Origin of the sequence: Faecalicatena contorta (genome assembly GCF_022835095.1) — a bacterium.
Lineage (GTDB): Bacteria > Bacillota > Clostridia > Lachnospirales > Lachnospiraceae > Faecalicatena > Faecalicatena contorta.
This window is the reverse complement of sequence record NZ_BQNQ01000001.1, coordinates 1,281,070-1,303,722: the sequence shown is the minus strand read 5'-3', so window position 1 is coordinate 1,303,722 and position 22,653 is coordinate 1,281,070. Positions and strand designations below refer to the sequence as shown.

General features: G+C 45.1%; 12 protein-coding genes and 2 riboswitches. Of the genes, 2 read left to right on the top strand and 10 right to left on the bottom strand.

Annotation, left to right across the window (positions count from 1 at the left end):
• Positions 1-32: 32 nt before the first annotated feature.
• The 9 genes from MWG26_RS05815 to MWG26_RS05775 all read right to left on the bottom strand — a co-directional run bounded on the left by MWG26_RS05815 (position 33) and on the right by MWG26_RS05775 (position 18,967).
• Positions 33-2,447: a transglutaminase-like domain-containing protein gene (locus tag MWG26_RS05815; protein ID WP_025655114.1), complete on the bottom strand. Its 2,415-nt coding sequence runs from the start codon at positions 2,445-2,447 to the stop codon at positions 33-35.
• A 67-nt stretch (positions 2,448-2,514) separates the two neighbouring features.
• Positions 2,515-3,690 (bottom strand): DUF58 domain-containing protein, encoded by a 1,176-nt coding sequence (locus tag MWG26_RS05810; RefSeq protein ID WP_025655113.1) that lies wholly within the window; start codon positions 3,688-3,690, stop codon positions 2,515-2,517.
• A gap of 10 nt (positions 3,691-3,700) precedes the next feature.
• On the bottom strand, positions 3,701-4,636 hold the full coding sequence (locus tag MWG26_RS05805; protein ID WP_117440755.1) for an AAA family ATPase: 936 nt from the start codon (positions 4,634-4,636) through the stop codon (positions 3,701-3,703).
• A gap of 35 nt (positions 4,637-4,671) precedes the next feature.
• The gene (locus MWG26_RS05800) at positions 4,672-6,921 is read right to left on the bottom strand and encodes a hypothetical protein (protein ID WP_055154550.1); all 2,250 of its coding nucleotides are present in this window, start codon (positions 6,919-6,921) and stop codon (positions 4,672-4,674) included.
• Between the two features lie 213 nt (positions 6,922-7,134).
• Complete coding sequence (locus tag MWG26_RS05795) at positions 7,135-8,517, bottom strand: cohesin domain-containing protein (protein ID WP_025655109.1); 1,383 nt, start codon at positions 8,515-8,517, stop codon at positions 7,135-7,137.
• A gap of 96 nt (positions 8,518-8,613) precedes the next feature.
• Positions 8,614-12,345, bottom strand: a complete 3,732-nt coding sequence (locus MWG26_RS05790; protein ID WP_117440756.1) for a cadherin-like beta sandwich domain-containing protein — start codon at positions 12,343-12,345, stop codon at positions 8,614-8,616.
• Positions 12,346-12,367: 22 nt separating this feature from the next.
• Complete coding sequence (locus MWG26_RS05785; protein WP_025655106.1) at positions 12,368-16,579, bottom strand: cadherin-like beta sandwich domain-containing protein; 4,212 nt, start codon at positions 16,577-16,579, stop codon at positions 12,368-12,370.
• Between the two features lie 269 nt (positions 16,580-16,848).
• Positions 16,849-17,041: riboswitch (cobalamin riboswitch) on the bottom strand.
• Positions 17,042-17,264: 223 nt separating this feature from the next.
• The gene (locus tag MWG26_RS05780) at positions 17,265-18,044 is read right to left on the bottom strand and encodes a sugar phosphate isomerase/epimerase family protein (RefSeq protein ID WP_025655104.1); all 780 of its coding nucleotides are present in this window, start codon (positions 18,042-18,044) and stop codon (positions 17,265-17,267) included.
• A gap of 47 nt (positions 18,045-18,091) precedes the next feature.
• Positions 18,092-18,967, bottom strand: coding sequence for a leucine-rich repeat domain-containing protein (locus tag MWG26_RS05775; protein ID WP_244062705.1), 876 nt, complete (start codon positions 18,965-18,967; stop codon positions 18,092-18,094).
• Between the two features lie 184 nt (positions 18,968-19,151).
• Positions 19,152-19,352, bottom strand: a riboswitch (cobalamin riboswitch).
• 224 nt (positions 19,353-19,576) lie between these two features.
• Here MWG26_RS05775 and MWG26_RS05770 point away from each other — a divergent pair.
• Both MWG26_RS05770 and MWG26_RS05765 read left to right on the top strand, forming a co-directional pair.
• Positions 19,577-19,798 carry a helix-turn-helix domain-containing protein gene (locus MWG26_RS05770; protein ID WP_309295970.1) on the top strand — a complete coding sequence of 74 codons (222 nt, stop codon included), beginning with the start codon at positions 19,577-19,579 and terminating at the stop codon, positions 19,796-19,798.
• A 192-nt stretch (positions 19,799-19,990) separates the two neighbouring features.
• On the top strand, positions 19,991-20,914 hold the full coding sequence (locus MWG26_RS05765) for a magnesium transporter CorA family protein (protein ID WP_025655101.1): 924 nt from the start codon (positions 19,991-19,993) through the stop codon (positions 20,912-20,914).
• A 176-nt stretch (positions 20,915-21,090) separates the two neighbouring features.
• Here the strand turns inward: MWG26_RS05765 and MWG26_RS05760 are convergent, their stop codons facing one another.
• Positions 21,091-22,584 carry a MutS-related protein gene (locus MWG26_RS05760; protein ID WP_049915507.1) on the bottom strand — a complete coding sequence of 498 codons (1,494 nt, stop codon included), beginning with the start codon at positions 22,582-22,584 and terminating at the stop codon, positions 21,091-21,093.
• Positions 22,585-22,653: the final 69 nt, after the last annotated feature.

Here is a 22,653-nt window from a genome sequence, read left to right as displayed (position 1 = left end):
CTTTTATTCATAACCCCGGCATATTTGTTCTATTACAGGAAATAGATATATTTCAGACGGAACTTCTGTATGATGCTTCCATTCTTATAGATCCGATTCCAGATCTTATTTTTAAATGCATCCTGCATTTCCCGCTGTTCCTCTGTAATCTCATGGTCACTGTAGACCGCCTCCTGACGGATTCTCACGATCTCCTCATATTGTGCCGCTGTTTCTTCGTCAAACATATCCCCCACCGGTTCTCTGTAATCGTAAAGGGACGTGTTCCTTATATCCAGTCCGGCCACGGACAGAATATTCATACTGTACTCAAAGAGCGCCCTGATCGCCAGCCTTCTGTCCGCAGAGCCAAACAGCTTTTTCGTCTTCCTGCTTTTGTGTCTCTGCAGCAGGATCCAGATTAGAAATACAAGCATAACCAAGAGCATGAGACAGATTCCTGCTATTAAAACAATCTCCAGAATCAGAAGCCAGTCAATCTCGTCTTCCTCTTCTTTCTTCTGCTCTTCCTTTTCTTCCTCCGGCTCATCGGGCTGGTTCTCCGATCCCTGGCCTGAAAGCCCGGAAATATCCTGGAAATCCTCCGCTTTATCCATAGTACCTATGTACGATGGGGTAACCTCAAAGGGCAGCCAGCCAACACCGTCCTGATAGTATTCCACCCAGGCATGGGCATGAGTATCATCCAGAATATACGGTTCTCCTGCCGTCATTGCTTTGACATCCTCCGGCGTAATCAGATATCCTTCCACATAACGGGACGGGATCCCATAGTAACGGAACATCATAGCCGCTGCACTTGCAAAATGTACAGAATATCCCTTTTTAGAATAATTCAGAAATTCCTGTATGAAATCCGACCCGTTCCAGCTTCCCTCCAGCTTCTTCGTATCCGTATAATCTGCCGTCAGCACGTACAGTATATTTTGTTTCGCCTCTGCATAGTCCACATGCTTTTCACCCTGTTCTGTCTCTCCCGTATCGATAAGATCATGCAAGACAGACGTAAGTTCAAATGGGATATCCAGATAGGTAGCATAAACAAATTCATTGTAGAATTCTTCGTTTCGCTTGTATGCTTTCCCCGCTTCCGTAAGATTCTTCTCATCCAGCAGCCTGGCATCGTAGGCCGGGTATTTGGTCACCTGGTTAGAAAGCGCCTGAAATACATATTCTCGTTCTCCATTCCAGCCTCCGGCAATCAGTCCGGCATCTCCTATTTTCTGGGCATCCATCCTGGTCTGCAGATCCGCTTCTTTCACCGACTGTAATTCATATGGCACATAACAGTACTTGGAACTGCCCGCCAGGTTCCTGACCGCGACTGTATTCTTTTCTTCCGCAGCCGCCTCTTCATCCAGCGCCACTGCCGCATCTCCCAGACATTCTTGTCCGTAGAATCCCCCCTGGTGGAGCCAATAAAACAAATTTCTTCCCTCCCAGAGCTTTTCCGACGGAATATCTGTCCATCCGGTACCCGTATACTGACTGCCGGTATACCCTCTCAGGTAATAGGACTCCGGTGTTGTCATGGTCACTTCCAGTACCGGCTTATTTTCGGTTTCAAAAGATCCAAGCCCTTTAAACCGGCCCTCCGGAAGAACCTCTGCGTCCCCGCTGTAGCGTGACTCTTCCATCATAGACTTCCAGGTTTCTTTCCATCCTGCAAATAAATCATCCTCCGTAACAGTGGTCTTCCCAAGTACAATGCTGCCCCCCAAAAGCAGGAGAGCACTTCCCGCTGCCACGAGGGCGAATACCTGGAGAGAAGCCAGACGCTGTTTCCCTGCCGGAACCATCTCCCCATGCCCCCGTATCCACACGGCAAGCAGGCATAAGAAAGAACCTATATTCCATAACAGTTCCGGAGCGATCCCGACAACCATCTGCACCAGCAGAATAAACACAATCTGTATACCCAGAAGAAGTCTGTTTCCGGTCCGGACCAGATATTGCCCTAACACTGCAAGCATTCCGGACATCCAGGCCAGTGCAGCATACATGCAGGCCGTCTCCATTGTTCCCTCTGCCGCCACATAATAAGCCGGCAAAAGATAGGGATACTGCTTTCCCAGTACGTCTACCGCATGATTATATAAAATATGTATGCCGTCGTTCCAGATATCCCTAAACATCAGGACCGTAACCGCCAACAGGCCACACCATGCCGCGATCTTTAAAAAACGGGCTTTTCCCCTGCCCGCTCCGGCCAGGAGCATCAGCAGGGCAATGACTCCCTGCATACCTGCGAACAATCCCGGACTGACCGGAATCTGAAACGCCGATACCAGCCATCCTGTGCTTCCGGCCAGATACAGCCACAAAAAAATCCAGTCCACAAGATAAGCCGCTGCTCTGTTTTTCTTATTTCCCTGTTTTTCAACGCTGTACAGATGAAATGCTTTCTGTTCAGCAGCCTTCGCTTTTTTCGTTGTTTTCTCTACCATTTGCTTATCTTCCGCCACTTCTCTTGATATATTCTTAATATGCTTTCATTTACAACTGCAGTTGATTCTATATTTCTATATAAGAAAGATATTCCATCATTGTCTCAGGTCCGGTTCCAATCATGGATATCCCATCCTGCCGGTCATAACCTGCCCCGCCTTCTTCACACAGAACTTCCGTCAGCAGACACTGGTCTGCCAGAAAGCTTAATGCCGAACGGTGCTGCGGGGTAAACAGAACCACATGGGCAAACTCCAGCTGTTCACGGGTCTTCAGGTAATGTTCCGCAGCAGACATCTCATCTTCTCCCGGAACTGCTCCAAGAAGCCCCGGAAGCACAATATTCAGATCCTCATCTGTTTCAATTTCCATACTGGAAAACGTATTCTCCTCATGATTCTGCCAGCCTATCGTATGTACAATCTGCTGGCTGATCAATTCCTGGGATACCGAGAGAATTGCCTCCGCCAATGCGTCCAGACAGGACGGATCTGTCTTCTCTGTCCCTTTTATTCTTCCGGTTTCAAGCAGCAGCAGTATCGTGTTCTGAATCGGCAGGCCATAATCTCGTACCATAAGACTATCGAACTTCTCCGTCAGCTTCCAGTGGATCTGCCGGATCCGGTCACCCGGCTGATACTCACGAACCGCAAATGTCTCTGACGGATCATATCCCGCCTTTTTCATGGAGTATTCATCACTGTCCAGATTTGCATTTTCCCCATAGGCAATCTGCGTTTCCACAGAAAATGTACGCGGGGCAAACATCGTCAGCGCCGAAATCTCACGGCCTAATCGGATGCGGAACCGGAACAGGCCGAAGGGATCAAAAAGTGTAAGCTGCCGCAGCGTCAATCTCACCCGGCCGGAATGCCGGCTTTTTATCTCTATTTCCGTTGCCGCACGCATCTTTCCTGGTGCCGCCATCCGCAGCGTTGTATTCTCAACTTCTCCGGTCAGCAGATTCTCGCAGCTGACCCTGCACAGCAGGCGGTCGGCCGGAAGAAAGCTGGTATTCGTAACAATCACCTGGCCGGATGCCGCGGCTCCTTTTTCACTGTAGGACTCTGCTGTAAGCTCTGCCTTCAGCCCGGACGCTGCCAGCCTGGTCAGCAAACCTGCCAGAAGCGGCAGCACCACGGAAACAGCAATCAGCAGATATCCGGCCGTGCCGCCTGCCATTATACAAAAGCATACCGTAAATAACAGCCATATAGCCCACAGAACTCTGGATTTTACCATTTCTGCCTCCTCAACGTCCGCTGTCCGGAGATTTTGTTCTATTCATAACCTGTTTCAGGACATCCGCCGCCGAAAGCTCTGAGACCCTTGCTTTCGGGTTCATAATAAGACGGTGTGCACAGACATCCACAAAGACCTGCTGTACATCTTCCGGCATCACAAAATCTCTGCCGTCCAGATAGGCGTGGGCTTTTGCCATCCTTACTACCGCCAGTGCGCCTCGGGGACTGACTCCCAGACGGATCATCTCATCCTTCCGGGTTTCCATAGCCAATGCCGTTACATATTCCAGAATGAAATCTTTGACATGAATTCCACGGACTTCCTCCTGCATTGAAAGGATTGTGTCTCTGTGGATAATTTCATCCGTTTCGTCAATGGGGTTTGCCGTCTGGCGGTCCCGCAGGATATTCACCTGGCTTTCAAAGTCCGGGTACCCCATCTCCAGTTTAATCATAAAACGGTCCAGCTGCGCCTGAGGCAGGAGCTGGGTACCTGCTGACCCCACGGGGTTCTGTGTGGCGATCACCACAAATGGCCGTGGAAGCAGATGGGTTGTGCCGTCTACCGTCACCTGTCCCTCTTCCATAACCTCCAGAAGAGCAGACTGAGTCTTGCTGGAAGTTCGGTTAATCTCATCTGCCAGCAGGAGATTTGTCATCACCACGCCGGGCTTATAATCAAAGCTTCCATATTCTTTATTATAGATAGAGAATCCGACAATATCGGAAGGCACTACATCCGGAGTAAACTGGATTCGGTTATAATCCATCCCCATGACTCTGGAGCAGGCAACTGCAAGCGTTGTCTTTCCCACACCAGGTACATCGTCCAGCAGGATGTGCCCCTCTGAAAGGATCGCCATGAGCACCCTCTCTACCACCTCCCGCTTGCCGATGATTACCTTTTCAATCTCCTGTATGACCGAATCTGTCTGACTATTCATTTCTTCTTCCTCCTCGTACATCGTCTTATTAGCTGTTAGTAGGCTCCGCTGTTGGGATCCACGTTAATATCTTCCCCATTATTAATCGTAAACATTACCTGTATGACATCACCGTCCCTAACTCCATATACGCCCATGCTCTTTCCGATAAAACCATTATTCTGTGTAACCATCCACCCTGCGCTGCCGCTTGCGAATACATCTTTTCCCAGACTGTCATTGCTGGCTGGCTCTTCAATAGTAATTCCCTGCAACTCATACATTTCCCGCTGTTCATCGGATATTGACCATCCATCGAGAATCCCGGGTTTATCGATATAATTCAGGAAATATGCAGCGTCTGTTGGAGTGCCCTCATATATTGGTGTATATCCATAAGCCTCCAGCCGGTCATTCACAATCTGGGCAATGGTCTGTCCGCCAGGGACAGTCACATACTCATCTATCTTGGTTCCCAGCCCTATTACATTAGCCGAAAGAATCAAACGCACCTGAACGCTTTCTTTATCCGGACTAAATGTCACCGTATACTGTTCCGTGATTGTATACTGTTCGTCATCCGTTACTGTAACACTGAGATAATTGGGTCCTTCTGTCAGGTATAGATCATATACAAAAAATTCACCGGCTATACCGGAAAATATCAATTCTTCTCCATTCAAATATACCTGAGCGTATCTTGCTGAAAGTTTACGCCCGTCATGTGCATAAAATGCAGCCTCAAATTGCCACGGGCTGCGGTCTACTTTTTCTGATCCAAGATTAGTTTTAATAAACGGCGCCTTGTCATTGTTTTCGCTTTCACTTCTGTCTGGTTCATATTTGATATCCCAAATATAAAACTGTTCCATCCCCTGGGAGTCTTTAAATGTCACTTTTATACTTGTCGGCCCGGCGGCATCTAATTTATAAGACATATACTCACCTGGAGATATCTGCTCATGCAGAGCGGTAGACCCTAACCGATTCTCCACATCGACTCTTGTTATCTGGTCATTACCGTTTGAGAGAGTAACAAGAAACTCAAGTTCGTCTGACTTTGATTTATAGTCTAGCTCCTTGCGACCCCCAAAGCTGGTACTTTCAGCCTTTTCGTCAATTTTCTTATCTCTGCTTATTAACTGCAGTGTATCTATCTCTGTTTTATAGGTGATTGTAAATTCACACACTTCTTGGTTTTGCCCATCTCCTCCACGTGCACGATATTTATTAGGACCCACATTCAACTTTAAATCATATCTGCCGGAAGAATCGCTGGGGGTTAGATCGTCCCCGTCTGAGGGAATCTTCCTTAAATATTCTTTATACTGCTTAGTCCCCTTCGATACAGTAACTCTCAGGCTGATGTTTTTATTATAAACGGTATAATCGTCTCCATTTTTTAGATATACTATGTCGTTAGTGCCTAAGACCTGTACTGTAAGTAAAAAGTGATCTTTCGGTGTGTAGATAATATTATATACCTCCGTAGATGCATAAATCTGATCATTCGTCTTTGGATCCCGGAAACATAGCGTCACTGAAACTTTATTGTGCCCTTGTTCGAGTGAAATCCCCTTATCCTTCGGATACAGGAATGAGGAACCATTCCGAGTTACTTTTCGGCTGAGTAACTTTAATTTTTTCCCTTTCTCTGTAAGTGTAATCTTTAAGTCATACTTTGGTTCATCTACCCTTCCATTCTTGAGATTGGTCTCAAATAAATTACTGGATTCCTCCGGATTCAAGGTAATGACCTTGCCGCCCTCCGTAGGCTTGCTACCATTTCCTCCCGGCTCCCCGCCTCCCTGATTGCCATGATCTCCTTCTTCCCCCCCTGGTCCTTCTCCTCCTTGAGATGGATTGGATGGATCGTTATTCTTATGCTTATCAATCAAGGCAAGCAAGCTGTCTCTTGAAGGCGTGCTTAAGGACGGATCTGAGGTATTCGCATTTACCTGTTCCCGCTGGTTCTCCTGCGCATTATCATCCTCCTGCTGCATCTCCCCCTGCTCTGCCTGATCTTCTTCCTGTTCCTTTTCTTTTTCCTCCTGGGCCTCTTTATGCCCTTCTTCTCCGGTATTGATGTTGGCATTCTCCACATCTGCCAGCTGCGTCTCATCCATAGCAAGTGTGGACGATGTCAAATACATACGGGATGCATCCGCATCTTTGTCTTCCATGGGATTCTCCGGAGCTGTATGGCCAGAAACCGCCAGCATGATAAAAAACAGTGCTGCGAGACACACTGCTGCGGATGCTGCACCTATTTTTTTTAATGTTTCTATCATCTTATGTCGCTTCATACTTTAAACTCCACTCCCAATTTACTCAAAATATGACCCAGCCTCAAAACCCTGATCAGAAGGCTTAAGGCTGAATCATTCTCTAACACTTTATCCCCGCAGGGCATGTATTACGGAATGCCCTTGGGAACGCCTTATTCTGCAGTTAAGCCGCAGTTCCGCCCAAAGGTATGCATGACCTGATACCCTGGGGCAGAAACTGTTTTTTAATTGCTATTTATTTTTTTTACGACGTCCTGCTGCAATAACAGCTGCACCGCCTGCTGCTGCAAGAAGCACTACCAGATACGCAATGTTCATGGTATCTCCAGTCTTTACAGTAGATGACTTTGTATTCTTTTTATTGTCAGTATTGTTCTTATTATCGGTGTTTCCTGGTTTTGCAGGATCTGCTGAAAGCTTAGCGATCACAGCGGTCTCTTTTTCACCACATATGGAGCAAACTCTTTCTTTGCTTCCTTCTTTCGTAGTTGTCGCCTTGGTTACTACCTTCCATCCGTCTTTATCGGTATCATCACTGACAACCCATTCATGTTCTTTCGCTGCAATTGCTTCTTTTTTTGTATCTCCGCAAACTTTACAGGTGTAAACTTTCTCACCTTTTTCTTTGCATGTTGCTTCTTTTGTTACTTTCCCCTTATCCCAGGAGTGTTCTTTCACTGCAATTGCTTCTTTTTTTGTATCTCCGCAAATACTGCAGGTGTAAGTTTTCTCGCCTTTTTCTTTGCAGGTTGCTTCCTTCGTCACTTTTCCCTTGTCCCAAGAGTGTTCTTTCAGTGCAATCGCTTCTGTTTTTGTATCTCCGCAAACTTTACATGTATAAGTTTTCTCGCCTTTTTCCTTGCAGGTTGCTTCTTTTGTTACTTTTCCTTTATCCCAGGAATGGTCAAGAAGCGGTATATCTTCTGTTTTCAGAAGTGCATTATCTCTTGTACAGCGTAATTCTTTTGTACCTTTTTCTTTACAGGTTGCTTCTTTTACCACTTTCCATTTTCCATCGTCATGTCCGAGAACCGGAGTATCTTCGTCGGAAAGCACTTTGCCGCAAACACCGCAAGTCACTTTCTTGTGGCCCGGATCTACACAAGTTGCTTTCGTCTCTTCTACCTGATTCTGGTCAGCAGGATGGTTCACTGTAACATTTGCTGAAACAACTGTTGGGTCGCCGTCTGCCTCACTGCTGGTGTAGTATAAATTATTAATTGTTACAGTAATCGGATCAGTAGTACATTTTAAAACTTCAAACTTCACATTAATTGTACCGCTACTGAAGTTTTCTGTTGTTACAAATCCAAAATTCCCACCTGCCACAGAGGGCATTCCTGCTGGAATCCCTACATAATCAACGCCTGCAAATTTCAGAACTGACGTATCAAAAGAAGGTTCCCCATGGATAGCAACCAGATCTTCACTCTCACTTGAAAATGAGACAGGTACTACAATCGTATCTCCAATATTTCCGGTTGCATTTGCCGCACTTGATGAAACCACAGGTTTACTGGCCGCCTTAACGACATTTCCATCAGACAGCATGGCACAGGATGCTGCCATAACTACTGCACCTAACAATGCCGCCCACTTTCTTTTTACTTTCATAATAATTCTCCTTTGCTTTGTAATTATATTGTTTATATAGGATTATCATGGTTCAAAAACCATGTTGTCCACTCTTTTTCTGGCACCCTAAGCGTTTTAGCTGCCCTTCGTTACCAGATCCAGCAGCGCACTTACATCTACATTGGTTACTTTTCCGTCATTATTCATATCTGCTATATCCGGTGACAACGGTCGCCCCGCCGTGACTGCATCCAGCAGAATACTCACATCTAAATTGGTTATCTTACCGTCCCCATTCAGGTCGCCTTTTCCTGAGGGATCGACCGGCACAAATGTGTAAGCCGGTATATCAATCTGCACGCCGCTGCTCCAGCGTTGTGCATAACTCATCTCATAGAGATAGAGAACAGCGGCTTCCCGGTCGAACCCATCAATGGTCACGGTATTTTCCCCGGCCTTCACTGCCATCCTTTTCCCATTCTTTCGTATCTCGGCTGCCGTAGGCATTTTTGTGACTGCTGTCTTTTGCTCGGACAGATAGTATAAGTATCCGTCCATACTCGCGTTCACACGAACCGTCACACTTTTCTCCGCGCGGGTAATCAGCGCGTTTGAACCAGCTGTTATCTTGGGCTGCTCATTGTTCTGAAACAAGGTAATTCTATATACTTTTTGAGTGTTTCCGTCCTCAGCCGTTACGGTAACCGCAACCTCAGTCGGTATCAGTCCCGATGTAAGTAATGTATATCGCTGCAACACTTCCTTGCCAAGATAAATCGGCACAGGCTTCAGTTCTGTCCCCGCACTTGATCCGCTTTCGACCGTAACTTTTATTGTAGATGAAGAACCCTCCGGCAGCCTTGGCCAGATATAATAAGCTGCCTGGCTGCTTTCACCATAAATCGAGGCTTTATAATCTGTACGCTCCGGCTCGAAAGCCGGTTCCATTTCCATCTCCATAACAGTTACCATGGGTGAAAAACTCACCTGCAGATTTTTCAATAATATATCGCTGCTTCTCTGCTGGATAGTGAATTGATAACTGCGGGTCTCCTGCCCGTTTGTCAGAATCACGGTCACCTCCGCCCGGCCGTCTGTCAATGTTATCTCCTGTACATTCCCCTCCTTGCCGTCCACAGAGACCGTCGTTCCCTCATTGGCCTTCAGGGTAAGAGTGACCTTATCTTCACCACTATCCAGCAGAATACTGTGCTTTACCGCCTGTCCGTCAAACTCTCGGCCACCATCCAGCACCGGATTGCCTCCTGCCAGCTCTACGCTCTCCAGATATACCCCTGTTGGACGCAGGGCATACAGCCATGCGGATTCATAACGAATATACATGTGTCCATCCTGATCAATCAATACACTTCCGCTTCCAGCCCCCGAGACCTCTCTCTGCTGATAGAATAAACCGCTTCCCTCTCCCGGCGCATCTGCGCCTGCCTTGTCCTTTAAGAGGTACAGCATTCCGTTTGGACTGTCAGTGGTGAAATATACATATACATATCCATCCTGCTGTTCATAAGCTGTTGTCAGAGTACCCGGCCCTTTTGCTCCATATTCAGTCTCCATCTGATACGCCAGTGTCAAACTTCCGGCGGTTTCATCTATCTGTACAACATTCAGGTAATACGGCCCCTGGACAACACCATACTTATCTTTGGATGCACTGCCCACGTAGACCCGGTTATTGTAGACAAGGGGCGTTCCAAAGACTGCGCCTCCCAGCTTCAGGGATGTGCTGCTTTCTGTATCCAGCTTTCCATCTTCGTCCAATGTATAACTGTATAAATATCCATTTTCTGTGGCAAAATATATTCGCCCGTTTTCGTAACTGACCGCTGTCGAAGCCGCCCCGGCCTCTAAGGGCAGAGAGGTCTTCTGCACGATCTCTCCTGTTTTTTTATCTAGGCAGTACAGCGTTGTGGAATGACTGCAGGCAAACAGATATTTTTCACTGGTATAAACACCGGTTCTATAATATCCCTTACTGTCATACTGTTTCCACACTGCGAGTTTTTCTTCATTTGTGCTGTTCGGGTTCTCGTCATTTATAGAGATACACACCAGATTGCCATTTGCAAATGCGGCATATATATATCCGGAATCGTATCGAAGCGCCGATGCCGCATTTCCGCCCACATTATCTTTATAGATCCACATAGACTCCAGCGTTCTTGCATTAAACGCCTGCAGTTTTCCATCGCTGAGCGGAACAAAGATCATCCCGGCTGCATATAACGGCTTCGTAAAAGAGCTGTTCCCCCATGCTGCCATCTTTACGCTTTTTACAATCTCACCAGTATCCTTATCCAAATACATGAGTATATTGCCGTTGAAGCAGCAGATATAATTCTCCACAAGAATTCCGTCACTGACACTCTTGCCATAATCAGCATTCTCACCATACTGCTTTTGCCATGAAACCTCCGCCTCCAATCGGGCAGCCGGCGCCATGGCATCTACTATGTTCTGATTGCTTTCATTTTTCCAGTATCCGCCCCACTGCGCATCCAGTTCTTCAAGCCCGCTGCCGGAAGATTTATGCAGGGTAAAAGTCCTCTCTTCATCTTGTATTAGTCTGATTGCTCCATTCTGCGTCTGATATCCCTCTGCGGAAACAGTATATGTATATTCGTCCCCACTGACCAGTTCATAGCTTCCGTCTTTTGGGGTCAGCTTCACATGTCCGGCATCATAAATGGCAAACACCGCATCCTCCGGTTCTACCTTTACATCCAAGCGGCAGACCGGATCCACATACACAGAAAGCTGGTATTCATAAGGCGATGACTGGTATCCATCACCGGCACTCAAAACTGCCGTTGTATCCTGACCCTGCAGCGGCAAAATGTAACTGCCGTTTTCTGCCGGTTCTCCATTCACCATCAGACTTGTACTGGTCTCTTCCGCCGGTGACAGGTTAATCCTGATCTGCTCGGCAGTCGAGGGCACATGCACGGCATACTCATAAACGGTCTTTTTAAAATCAGGGGTATAGGGAATCTCTTCCCCCTTGTCATCCGTAAGACTAAAATCACCCAGATAGGTTCCCCTTACGATATGAACCTGATAAATTTCCGTCCAATCATCCGCCGTCACTTCCAGTACCAGCTCTTTTGGTTCTGTATCATAGGCATTGATAATCCGCCCGGTAGTATTATTGGTCAGAGATGTGGATTCGTCTACCGGCATCTCAACCGCAGTTTCCTGACCAGTATTCAAATCCATGAACCTGGCTGTAATCGTTCCCATCACATCATCTCTGAGCTGGGGCCTGGCATACAGCACATTGGTGTTCTCCGGAATTCTGAGCGTATACTCATTGCTGCCCGGTACTCCTTCTGTGAGTTCATACCGATTGCTGCCAGAACTATTCTGCATAAAGATGATACTCTCCAGTAACGGCTCCCGCACGGTTACCAGAACGAGACATTCAGCAGAAAAATCTCCTGCCGATGCTGTTATGACAGCCGTGCCTCCGCCGCCTTCTGCTGCAGTTATAATTGCCTCATTTCCGTTTCCTTCCACTACTGCAACTTCCGTATCATCCGAATTCCATATGATTTCCGGCTGCTCAGTTGTATCTTCCGGAAGCAGTTGTGCTGTCAGGCTTCTCTGGTCTCCCGACTTCATCACCAGGCCGGTTTTATTAAGTTTAATTCCTTCGAGAGGAACCGTTTCACCAGGTTCTTCCACAGGAACGGATTCTTCCGCAGGAACAAATTCCTCCACAGGAATGGTCTCCTCCGCCTTCGTGACTAACGGCTGCCAGATAATGGCTGAAAAAGCAGTCAGCATAGCCAATATTCCCGCCATCCATCTTTTTTTCTGTTTTCTGTGTTCTGCTATTCCAGCCTTCATCTTATCATCCTTCTAAATTATTTTAATTATTGCCTGCTGTTACCTTATTCAACAGCATAGATACGTCTAAATTGCTTATCTTTCCATCTCCATTGATGTCTCCTGTTTCCAGATCAACATCTTCGTTTGCTGTTACCTTGTTCAACAGCATGGATACATCCAGGTTGGTTAATTTCCCATCGCCATTCATGTCACCGGATATAATCACAGATGCGATATCCAGAATACGTACTGCAGATTCGGCGCCTGATGCGTCTTTCAGAACCATATAGAGCTTCTGTGCATTTCTTTGCAGGCCCGTTACTTCAATCGTATTCTTGCCTTCCACAACATCTGCCTTTGTTCCTTCTGCTATAATCTTAGCGCTGTCCGGCGCTGCTGCATCCGCTGCCTGAACCAGATAATACAGCTCTGCCGCCTTATTCGATGTCATATTAATCTTTGCACTGTTATCTGTACGTTCTGAGACAGCGCCATCATCAGTTGTAATAATCGGAAGCGCATTCTGCGTAAACAGGGTAAATGTATAATCTTTAGATTGTGTTCCATCCTCTGAAGCTACAGTCAGCTTCACCTTTGCAATTGTTGGATTTTCTCTGTCAGCAAAGGAAACATTAAAATATGTGTTACCTTTGTAATTCGTGCTGCCCTTAATCTCATCGCCTTCGTTCTTATTATAAACTCCACTGATAACGGTCATTGTCATCTTATCTTTTGAACTCATAAGCGTCGGCCAGATATACGCATCACTCATAACCTTGTCAACACCTGCCGTATATTCGGTAGTCATCGGATCAAATGCAGGATCTAACGAATACGCTGCACTTGCCATTCCTTCATTCGGAGAATTATCAATCCTGATTTCTTTTACTACCGGTCCTGTTACAACATGGAAAGTAAATGTTCTGACTGTACCGCCCTTCTTAAGCTGTACTTCAATCTCAGCTCTTCCGTCAACAAGTTTGATATCCTGCATTGAACCAGGTACTCCATTAATCATAACCTCTGTACCTTCATTTGCAGTCAGATCCAGCTTGAAGCTTTCTGTTCCCGGATCCACTTGAATCGTGTGGGAATTGATACTTCCGTCAAATGGTTTTCCACCGTCTATAATTCCGTTTCCGCCGTCTATATTTACCTCTTTCAGATATACGTCTGAACGCTTTAATACGAACTGCCATGCGGAGTCATTCTTTAAGTACAGATTGCCATCGCTGTCTGCAACCGCACTTGCGATGCAATACTGCTCATGAGTCGGTGTATAGAATAAACCGGATGCCGGATCAGCCTCTTTCAGGCCAGCTTTGTCCTTAATCATGTATAACTGTCCGTGTGCTGAATTAGCCAGGAAGTATACATACACATATCCGTCTTCTTTTTCATAACCGGTAATAATCAAACCGGAAGTCTGGCAGTAACCATCTGTCGGTACTGCATATGCCGGTGTCATTGCCCCTGTCTTCGGATCGATATCTGCCACCAGGATCGCATTGCCTTCTACGCCGAACATTTCACCGCCGTTAATACCTACATAAAGTCGGTTATTGTATATGGCCGGTGTACTCGTACTCTGCACGCCTATAGGCAGCGGATTAATCAGATTCTCTGTATCCAGTGTTCCGTCCTCTTTCAAATTATAAGAATGGACTTTGCCCTTTTGGCTGGCAACATAAATTCTTCCATTATAATAGGAAACATCGCAGCGAACCTGTTCTCCTAAATCTACCTGCTGCTTAATCTCACCGGTCATCTTATCAATACAGTTTAATACTCCATTATTGGTACACAAGATTACATAATTTTCATTGGTCCAGCAGCCATCCCAATAAAAGCTGCCAAGAGTGTCATCTCTCCAGGTTGCTGCCTTTCTTTCCGTTTGCTGAGATGGATCTTCATCAGTTACGGAAATACAAACGAAACCTGATTTTTTAGTGGTAAAGAATCCAACATAGATATATCCATCATCATAACGAATTGCACTCTCGCTCCGTCCGCCTGCCGGATCCTCATAAACCCAAAGGGATTCCAGTGTTTCTGCATTAAAGCACTGAATTGTACCATTCCCCAGCGGTACAAAGAGCATTCCCTCAGCGTATGTAGGAGGCATCAAACCAAATGTGGTTGGTGTTACTGTCTCGCTTGTCTTCAGGATCTCTCCTGTTTCCTTATCCAGAACATAAAGTTTATTCCCTGAAAGTGTGTAGACTTTGTTGTCAACGATGATCGGTGTTGTTCCGCTAGTCGGCTTAACATATTCCCCCGTCTGGCGTTCCCACTTTACTTCAATGGAATCAGGAGTAATGGGAGTCTTTGCATCCACAACTGACATATTGTCGCGGCCGGAACGGAAGCCCGGATAATCCGCATCAAGTTCAGGAAGCGTGATTTCTGCCGCCTTCTTCAGTTCAAATTCTTTTGTCTCGGACTGGCTGATATTCAGAATACCTGACTGGCCTACATATCCGAGTTTTGTTACTGCATAGCTGTAATCGTCACCTGGGAAAAGATTATACTTGCCATTCTCCGGCCATATACGCTCATTCTCCTCATCATAGATCGTAAACAATGCATCTTTGGGGTTCACCTGCACGGATAATTCAACTTTCTGTACTCTATCGATAATGACGGTATAGGAAGTTTGCTCTGCTGCCCCTTTTTCCACTTTAATAACAGCCTTATTCTCACCATTAACCAAATCCATTTTATAGGTTGAGCCGGTCACTTCTGTTCCGTTAACCATTACCTTTGAATTACCAGCAGCCGGATTCTTAACTGTAATGTTAACCGCATTCACATCACTCAGAACTTTCGCCCTATACTCTGTGGTTGTTTTTTTAAATGCAGGATCAAATTTCAGTGTATCTCCATTTTCATAATTCAACTGCAGGCCTGTCAGAATCGTGAGCTGTTTTATATGCACGGTATAAACTTCTGTTACCCCGCCTTTTGTAGCAGTAATGGTGATATCATTAGGAGTGCCATCATCTTTTATAGCACCTGCCATAGACTCATACTGATTCTTTGCCGTAGATTCAACATTTACATCCTTGCCTGCGCTATCCGTATAAGTATAAACGACCTTCATGTCTTTATCTGTCGTGCCTTGATGCAGCTTGACTCTTAATTGAACGTTTGTGGATGTGTCGCATACCAGCGTTGCCTCTTTTGTAAGTACGTCAAATACAACATTTTGAGCCTGATATCCTTCAATACCTTTCAGGAGAAGCGGTGCTTCCGCGGACTCCAGTGTGAAGTTTTTGGTCTCTGAGTCAGTCAGATTAACCGTCCCTGTCTGAGTTACAAATCCTTCTCTTTCGATCGTATAGTTGTAATCTTTTCCGGCCTCCAGACTGTAAACTCCATCTGTTCCCTGGACTGCCGCTCCGGCATCGTCTGTAATGGTTACAGTGGCATCTGCGGGGTTCGTTGTAACGGTCAGGTCGACTTTTTTAATATCTTTGATGATATTAAGAGTATATTCTTTCCCGACAGTCCCTTCCTTTTCTGCTTTGGCGACAATTGTAGTTTTTTCTTCCGTTAATGGAACCTGGCGTGTTGCGTAGAAAGCACCGTCTTCTAATACAGCAGGCTCACCATTGACAGTGTATACATTATTATCAATATCTCCCCACACCATGGCCACCAGGCTGACTTCAACTGATTCTGTCCCACCCGGAACTGTAATCTCGTACTCTGTTTTGCTTCCATCAAAGCCGGTCAAATATGAATTATCTCCATCTTTTACCAAAATTTCCATAAGAGGCGTTAATCGAACCACGTGTACTGTATATTCTTCTATCTTGTCGTCTAATGTGACAGTGATATGAACCTCTCCACCTTTGATCCCGCCATACTCGACCAAGTTGTCTAACAGCAGTTCTTCACCACTGGTCATTGCTGTTGTCACGCTATCGTTATAAATATTCTGGTACTTAGCCTCAATTGTAGCTCCTGCAGCTTCTTCCTTCAAAACTGCACATATGCCCAATGTCCCCGACTCTTCAACAACACCTACTGTGCATTCTTTTGTTTCAGGGTCAACCTCTGATATTAGTTTGACAGGTTCACCCTCTTCATTTGGATCAGAAGAAAAGCTGATCTCAGACAACATATTCGTATCCGCTGCAGTTCCTTCTGCCAAAACCGGCATTCCTCCAGCAAATACGGTGGTCATTATCACTGCCACCGCCAATAGCCAGGACAACCCCCTTCTTGTTCTTTTCTTTCGTTTCATTCTTTTTAATCCCTCCTGTTTCTCCTTTTTAGCCATAGGCTTGAAATGTACTATAGAAACAGCCAGCATCCCGTTTCATGCATTGACTGTTAGCTATCTTTTAGTAATGCATTCTTCTGTTCTTTTCCGTATCTATACTATTTATTTCAAACCAATACCCTATAACTAAAAATAAAAGCTCTTCCATCATTCCGATAGAAGAGCTCATCTTTTTTACTATATTATATTTTAAGTATACAAAACGGACTATTTCTTCATCCCAGAAATACATCGTAACAATCATCACGGCAGGTTTTCTGACTTCGCTTCATCCTCCGAAACACCTTCTCAGCATATAAATGCCAATGGTATATCATTTCTTCGTCCACGTTACAGTAGAGGTGACTGTACCGGTTTTGCACCGGTTTCCCTATTATCATTTCCCGATTATCCGGGAAATGCACCGCAATATATATATTTAATTACTTACTAACAACAATAATCTATTTAATCTATGTAGTTCATTATATAGTATCAACTAGTAAAAGTCCACTGTTTTTTCACACGGTTTTCTCACATTTTTCACAAAAAATTCCGCAACTTTTCACAATTTCACAGAGCATTAACAGACTGTATCAGACTACCATTTTCCAGATATAACTTTGGTAATTTTTCTAGATAGATATGCAAAAATATTCGATATTTATCACCCGGTCTTCATTGCTGACTGCATTTTCTCCCTGCAGCTGCTCACTGCCCTGCCGGACATCAGCACATCTTCCATTATGCTGCACTCAATCGTATAGTCTGCATCCGGCATGTACGCCATAAGCATTTCCAATGTCTCGTCTATCGGTATATTCCCGCGTCCCAGCCCCAGGTGCGAATCCCTGTCCCCACAGTTATCGTGGATATGGACATGTCCCGCGTGCTCTCCAAACGTCTGAATCCAGTCACTCAAAGATCTGGGCGAATAGCAATGTGCATGGCCAATATCCAGGCACAGTTTAAAATCCGGGGATTCAACCTTCTGTTCCACTTCAATCATCGGCGATATTTCCTTATCATACACATTCTCCATAAGAATCTGGACACCGCTTTTTCCTTCCATAAATTCATTCCAGAACTCAGCCATTCGTTTTGCCCAGTCTGTCAGATAATACACACCGGGAAGAAAGCCCGTATGGAAAATTATCTTTTTGGCCCCCAGTCTCTTCGCAGCCTCATATGTCTGCGTAAACCGGGCTTTTGTCACTGCCCTTACCATGGAGTCATATGCCATTGGATTCAAATCCAGAAATGGCCCATGCAGTGTCAGGTTCCTGGTACCTATGTATTCTAACCGTTCTATGTATTCAACGATCTTTTCATTCAGGCAGTCCAGATTTTCAGAAATGGAGAACTCAATACTCTCGATCCCAACATCAGTCGCTTCTACTACCTGTCTCATCTCTTCATCCTTAAGAAGATGACTTGCATATACCATAATATTCCACTCCCGATTCAGACTGTTCCCCTGAATTCTTTTTTTACCTAGATATATTCTGTTTCAAACCCTGAATCACGGCAGTACTTTTCCACTGCCCCGCCCTTTTTACATCGTATCTTTGCACTGCGGTTGATGACCCATGGCCCGATCTCTTCGGGATCATGACCAATCTCAAGCACTTTCAGCCTGTTGCAGCCATGAAACGCCCACTTTTCGATTACTTTTACAGTTGAGGGAATCTTTGCATATTGCAGGCTGTTGCATTTTAAAAATGCACTGTCCCCAATTTTTATTAGTCCCTCCGGCAGTTCCAAGGATGTCAATGCGTTCTGATAAAAAGCCTCTGCGCCGATCTCCCTTAATCTATCCGGCAAAACAATCTGCTCCAGGGCCGTACATTTATAAAATGCCCGCCGCTCTATCTTTTCGAGCGTTGCCGGAAGGGCAATGTGTTTTAGATTAACACACCCGGAAAAAGCCTCCGCCTTCACTTCTCTGCATATGCTGCCTACATCAATCTCCATCCTCTCCAGACTTTTGCACTGCGCAAACGCTCTGTTTCCAATAAAGTTAGTAGTTTTAGGAAGCTTTACCTGCTTCAGCTTTGTACAGTTATAAAATGCTTCCTTACGGATTAAGATTGTACCTTTCAGCTCAACTTCCCGCAGCATCGTATTGTAAAAACTCTGTGCCCCTATTTCCACAACATTTTCAGGCAGAATAACACGGCGGAGCTTTGTATTGTTTTTAAATGCCCTTTCGCCGATCTTTCTATAGTGGCTGTCTGCCACCAATTCTTTTATGTTTCCATTGTTTTTCCCCTGCACCTTATCCAGAGTATCTTTCTCATATGCTTTCCAGAGAGATACCACCCCTGCCATACGTTTCTCCCCTTTTCCTAAACTTAAAGACTGAACCATTTGAATATAAAGGGACGCAGTTTTTTGCTGCGTCCTCTGTCTTTATCCAATACGAAATGGATTGCTATTAACAGATTACCTACACCGCCGCAGTTTGATTACATGCAAATAGAAAATTGCCCTTACAGCAAAAACTGTACCATAACTAAGACAATTTCCCACTCCATTTATCATTGCGTGTAATAACTGGCAGCAGCTCTAAGCAGGTATCCTGACTTACGCAATCGCGGCTTTTCCCTTCTCATACACCCAGTGTACAATGGTTCTGAAAAACCTACACGCATACAGTAGCACGACTGTCAAGGATTCTCACCTTGTTCCCTCTTGGCCTGACACCTGCACCCTCTTGTACATAGCGCCAGGAACTTAAAGCCGGTAATTGTTTTTATTTTTTATTAGTTTATCATATATACTATTAAAAGGTTGGAAATTTTTTCAGGTCTTTATGTGTTTTTTTTAGAAATACATTATTCCGCAGTTTGTTACAGGCTCGCCCATATAACACCAATTTAATAAACACTTACCCTCTGAACCGTTTAGTATAGCCGGATTACCGGCAATGTGAAATTTTACGATCTTTCCTATAATTAGTTTAACGGAATGAAGGGAGTGAGTATTATCATAAGTTACGCTCCATTGTGGGAGACCTTGAAAAAGAAGGGACTCACACAATATAAACTAATTAATGAATATCATTTTTCAAACGGGACACTGGACTCCCTCAGAAAAAATAAGAGCATCACTTTGAACACGCTGCAGGATATCTGTAAAATATTGAATTGTGATATCTGCGACGTTGTTGAATTCACAGATAGGGAAGAGGAAAACTAATTACTGTTTACCTTTTTCATTCTATCAGAATTAGATAAACATGTCGAGCAGGCCAAAACAGACTTTTCGATGGGGTTATTCAACGTTGCTGTATACGCCCAAATGGATTCCTCAGTAACTGTTCACCCACTCGGATGTCTTTGTTTTTATGCAAGAGAATCCGCACTCTGTATAGAAAGGAAGATTCCAGCTATGGTAAGATATATTTTATACAACAAATTAACTTCGGTCCAGGAGGGAGATGCCCTGCCGGAAGGGGCCGGCCTGGTTACTGTTCTTACCTCAAGTGAATATGAAGAACTTTTTCATGAAACTGGTCATTACAGAATGATGAAGCAGGGGATTGCCAACATTCAGTACTGTAAGGCAGATATGATGGGGGATTTCATATCCGGTTCCTTTTCATGTCCGTCCAGGGAAGCCCTGACAGGAGAACGGTCCGCTTTTGCCTTTTTTATAGAAAGAACAGAGTTGGTCTTTATTGATGACCAGGGATTCTCCACCTCTGTTTTGGAACAGATGAAGGAAATCCCTTTATCTCATCCCACCTCTGTTCTTCGCTTTTTTGCAGCTTTTTTGGAATATCTGATTAAGGACGATGTCTTCTTCCTCCAGCATTTTGAGGAAAACTTGACATCACTTGAGGAACAGCTTCTAGATAAAAATGATGCTTCTTTTAACCGTCAGATCTTTCAGATTCGTAGAAAACTCGCAGTCTTAGGGAGTTACTATGAACAGCTGCAGGATATGGGAGAGACTTTCGCGTCGGATGGTTTCTGTGCCGAGGACGAAAAAAACAGCCTCCTGTTCGGTCTTTTTGCTGACCGGGCAGGGCGGCTGTATTCCAATGTCCAGATGCTCAAGGAGTATTCCATGCAGCTGAGGGAGATGCATCAGACTCAGGTGGATATGCACCAGAACCAGATTATGAAGTTCCTGACGATTGTCACAACTATATTCATGCCGCTGACTCTGATTGCGGGATGGTACGGTATGAATTTTGTCAATATGCCGGAGCTGGATTCTCCTTATGGCTATATTCTGGTCTGTGTCATCAGTCTTCTGATTGTACTAGTCGAGATCTGGCTGTTTAAGATCAAAAACTGGTTTGATTAACCGGCTGCCGGCGTCCATTTTCCTGTCGCCAGGAATCCTTCCACCATCTTTTCTGCACCGGCTGTGATGTCCGGATCATATCCGAGAATTTCCAGCAGCCGGATTGCATTTCTGGAATTGGACCTTCCTTCATAGAGCAGATAGTCAAAGACTACCTCCTCCTCAAGAACCTGTTCCTAGAAATGATAATTCCCGTACCGTTCTTCCAGCAGGTAAGTCAGCTCAATGTCATGAGTTGCGGCAAAACAGAGAATTCCCCGCTCGCTGAACTTCTTCAGTACCTGTGTGGAAGCCGCAATTCTTTCCACTGTATTGGTTCCCCTGAGTACTTCATCTACAAAACAGAGAACTGTCTCATTTCCCTCCCAGTCAAAGATCCTTTTCAATGCACGGATCTCTGCTATATAATAGCTCTCACCATTATACAGATTGTCCCGCAGGGCCATGGAGGAAAATACACGGAACCATGCACCCTTATATTGTCTGGCGGAACAGGTATGGATGGACTGCGCCAGTATAACATTTAAGGCAATCGTTTTCAGAAATGTGGACTTTCCCGAGGCATTGGATCCGGTAATCAGTATTCCGCGCTCTGCTTTCACGGAGTTCGGCACCGGTTCGGATAATTCCGGATGATAGGCATCCACAATTTCAAGCACAGGTTCTTCCGTAAATTCAGGAATACAGTAATACGGCAGCGACTCCCGCAGAGAACCTATGGATATGAGACTCTCCAGAAAGCCCATAGTACTGATGATATCTTCCACCACATCTATAGATTTTTCCAGCCTTTTCATACACTTGTAGAACTGAATACAGTCTACATGAGAAATCATCCGGATATAATCCAACACGATTTCCGTCAATGACTGGCTGTCTGCGTTTCCTGATTTAATAAATGATACATTGCCAATCTGTTTTTTCAGCTTTTTATAATCCTGTTCCAGCCGCTTCCGGTATTCCTCACTGCAGACAAGCTTTCTTTTCAGGATTCTCCCCGCACTTCCCTCCAGCTTCAAAAAGAGGTGAAGCGCCTGTATGGATGCTTCCAGTTTTCTCCTCTGAGACATATACAACGCGATATTCACGCCCATACAGAGAATCAAAAGTCCAATTCCTGTAGCTGGGGCAGCGATTACACATATGACTGACACGATCAGAAGCAGCAGCGCCCCATAGTGCTGGATCGGAACATTTTTACTTAGATGGATGCTGTTCATAATATAATGGTAGGCGGAAGACGAATGATTCTTACCGATTGCTGCAAATTCCATCTGCATCTGCAGACGCTCTTTTTCATGGGTTTGATAGTAACTGATCATTTCCTCCTGTTCCCCGCAGGTTACCGGCCCCTCAGCCGGGATATGCATCAGATAATACAGGTAGTCCTCCCCTGCAAAAGACCATGTATGGTTCATCTTCATAAATACGGAATCCAAATCCAGGTCATTCCATGTGATGTCGTCCACCATGGTATCTTTTGCCTCAGTATAGGCTCCGATCACAGAAAGAATTTCGTCCGAATATTCAATTTCTCTGTCTCGTCCGTAATAGTAAAGCATTCTCCGTTTCATTTTCCGCAGCCTTCTTTTCTGGTCAAAGAAAGAGATAAGGAAGAATATAACAAGAATACCGACGATCAGCAGTGCAACAAATATATTTTCGTTCATACAGACTCCTCACAATCAAGCTCGTCTCGTAGGACATTATCCGGCCATGCATATAGCCGGCTATATCTA

Coding starts and splice junctions, on each gene's coding strand:
- MWG26_RS05760 (WP_049915507.1), bottom strand. CDS start 22,584: ATGAACGAAAATATATTTGTTGCACTGCTGATCGTCGGTATTCTTGTT.
- MWG26_RS05810 (WP_025655113.1), bottom strand. CDS start 3,690: ATGGTAAAATCCAGAGTTCTGTGGGCTATATGGCTGTTATTTACGGTA.
- MWG26_RS05790 (WP_117440756.1), bottom strand. CDS start 12,345: ATGAAGGCTGGAATAGCAGAACACAGAAAACAGAAAAAAAGATGGATG.
- MWG26_RS05795 (WP_025655109.1), bottom strand. CDS start 8,517: ATGAAAGTAAAAAGAAAGTGGGCGGCATTGTTAGGTGCAGTAGTTATG.
- MWG26_RS05780 (WP_025655104.1), bottom strand. CDS start 18,044: ATGGTATATGCAAGTCATCTTCTTAAGGATGAAGAGATGAGACAGGTA.
- MWG26_RS05775 (WP_244062705.1), bottom strand. CDS start 18,967: ATGGTTCAGTCTTTAAGTTTAGGAAAAGGGGAGAAACGTATGGCAGGG.
- MWG26_RS05815 (WP_025655114.1), bottom strand. CDS start 2,447: ATGGTAGAGAAAACAACGAAAAAAGCGAAGGCTGCTGAACAGAAAGCA.
- MWG26_RS05805 (WP_117440755.1), bottom strand. CDS start 4,636: ATGAATAGTCAGACAGATTCGGTCATACAGGAGATTGAAAAGGTAATC.
- MWG26_RS05800 (WP_055154550.1), bottom strand. CDS start 6,921: ATGAAGCGACATAAGATGATAGAAACATTAAAAAAAATAGGTGCAGCA.
- MWG26_RS05765 (WP_025655101.1), top strand. CDS start 19,991: ATGGTAAGATATATTTTATACAACAAATTAACTTCGGTCCAGGAGGGA.
- MWG26_RS05785 (WP_025655106.1), bottom strand. CDS start 16,579: ATGAAACGAAAGAAAAGAACAAGAAGGGGGTTGTCCTGGCTATTGGCG.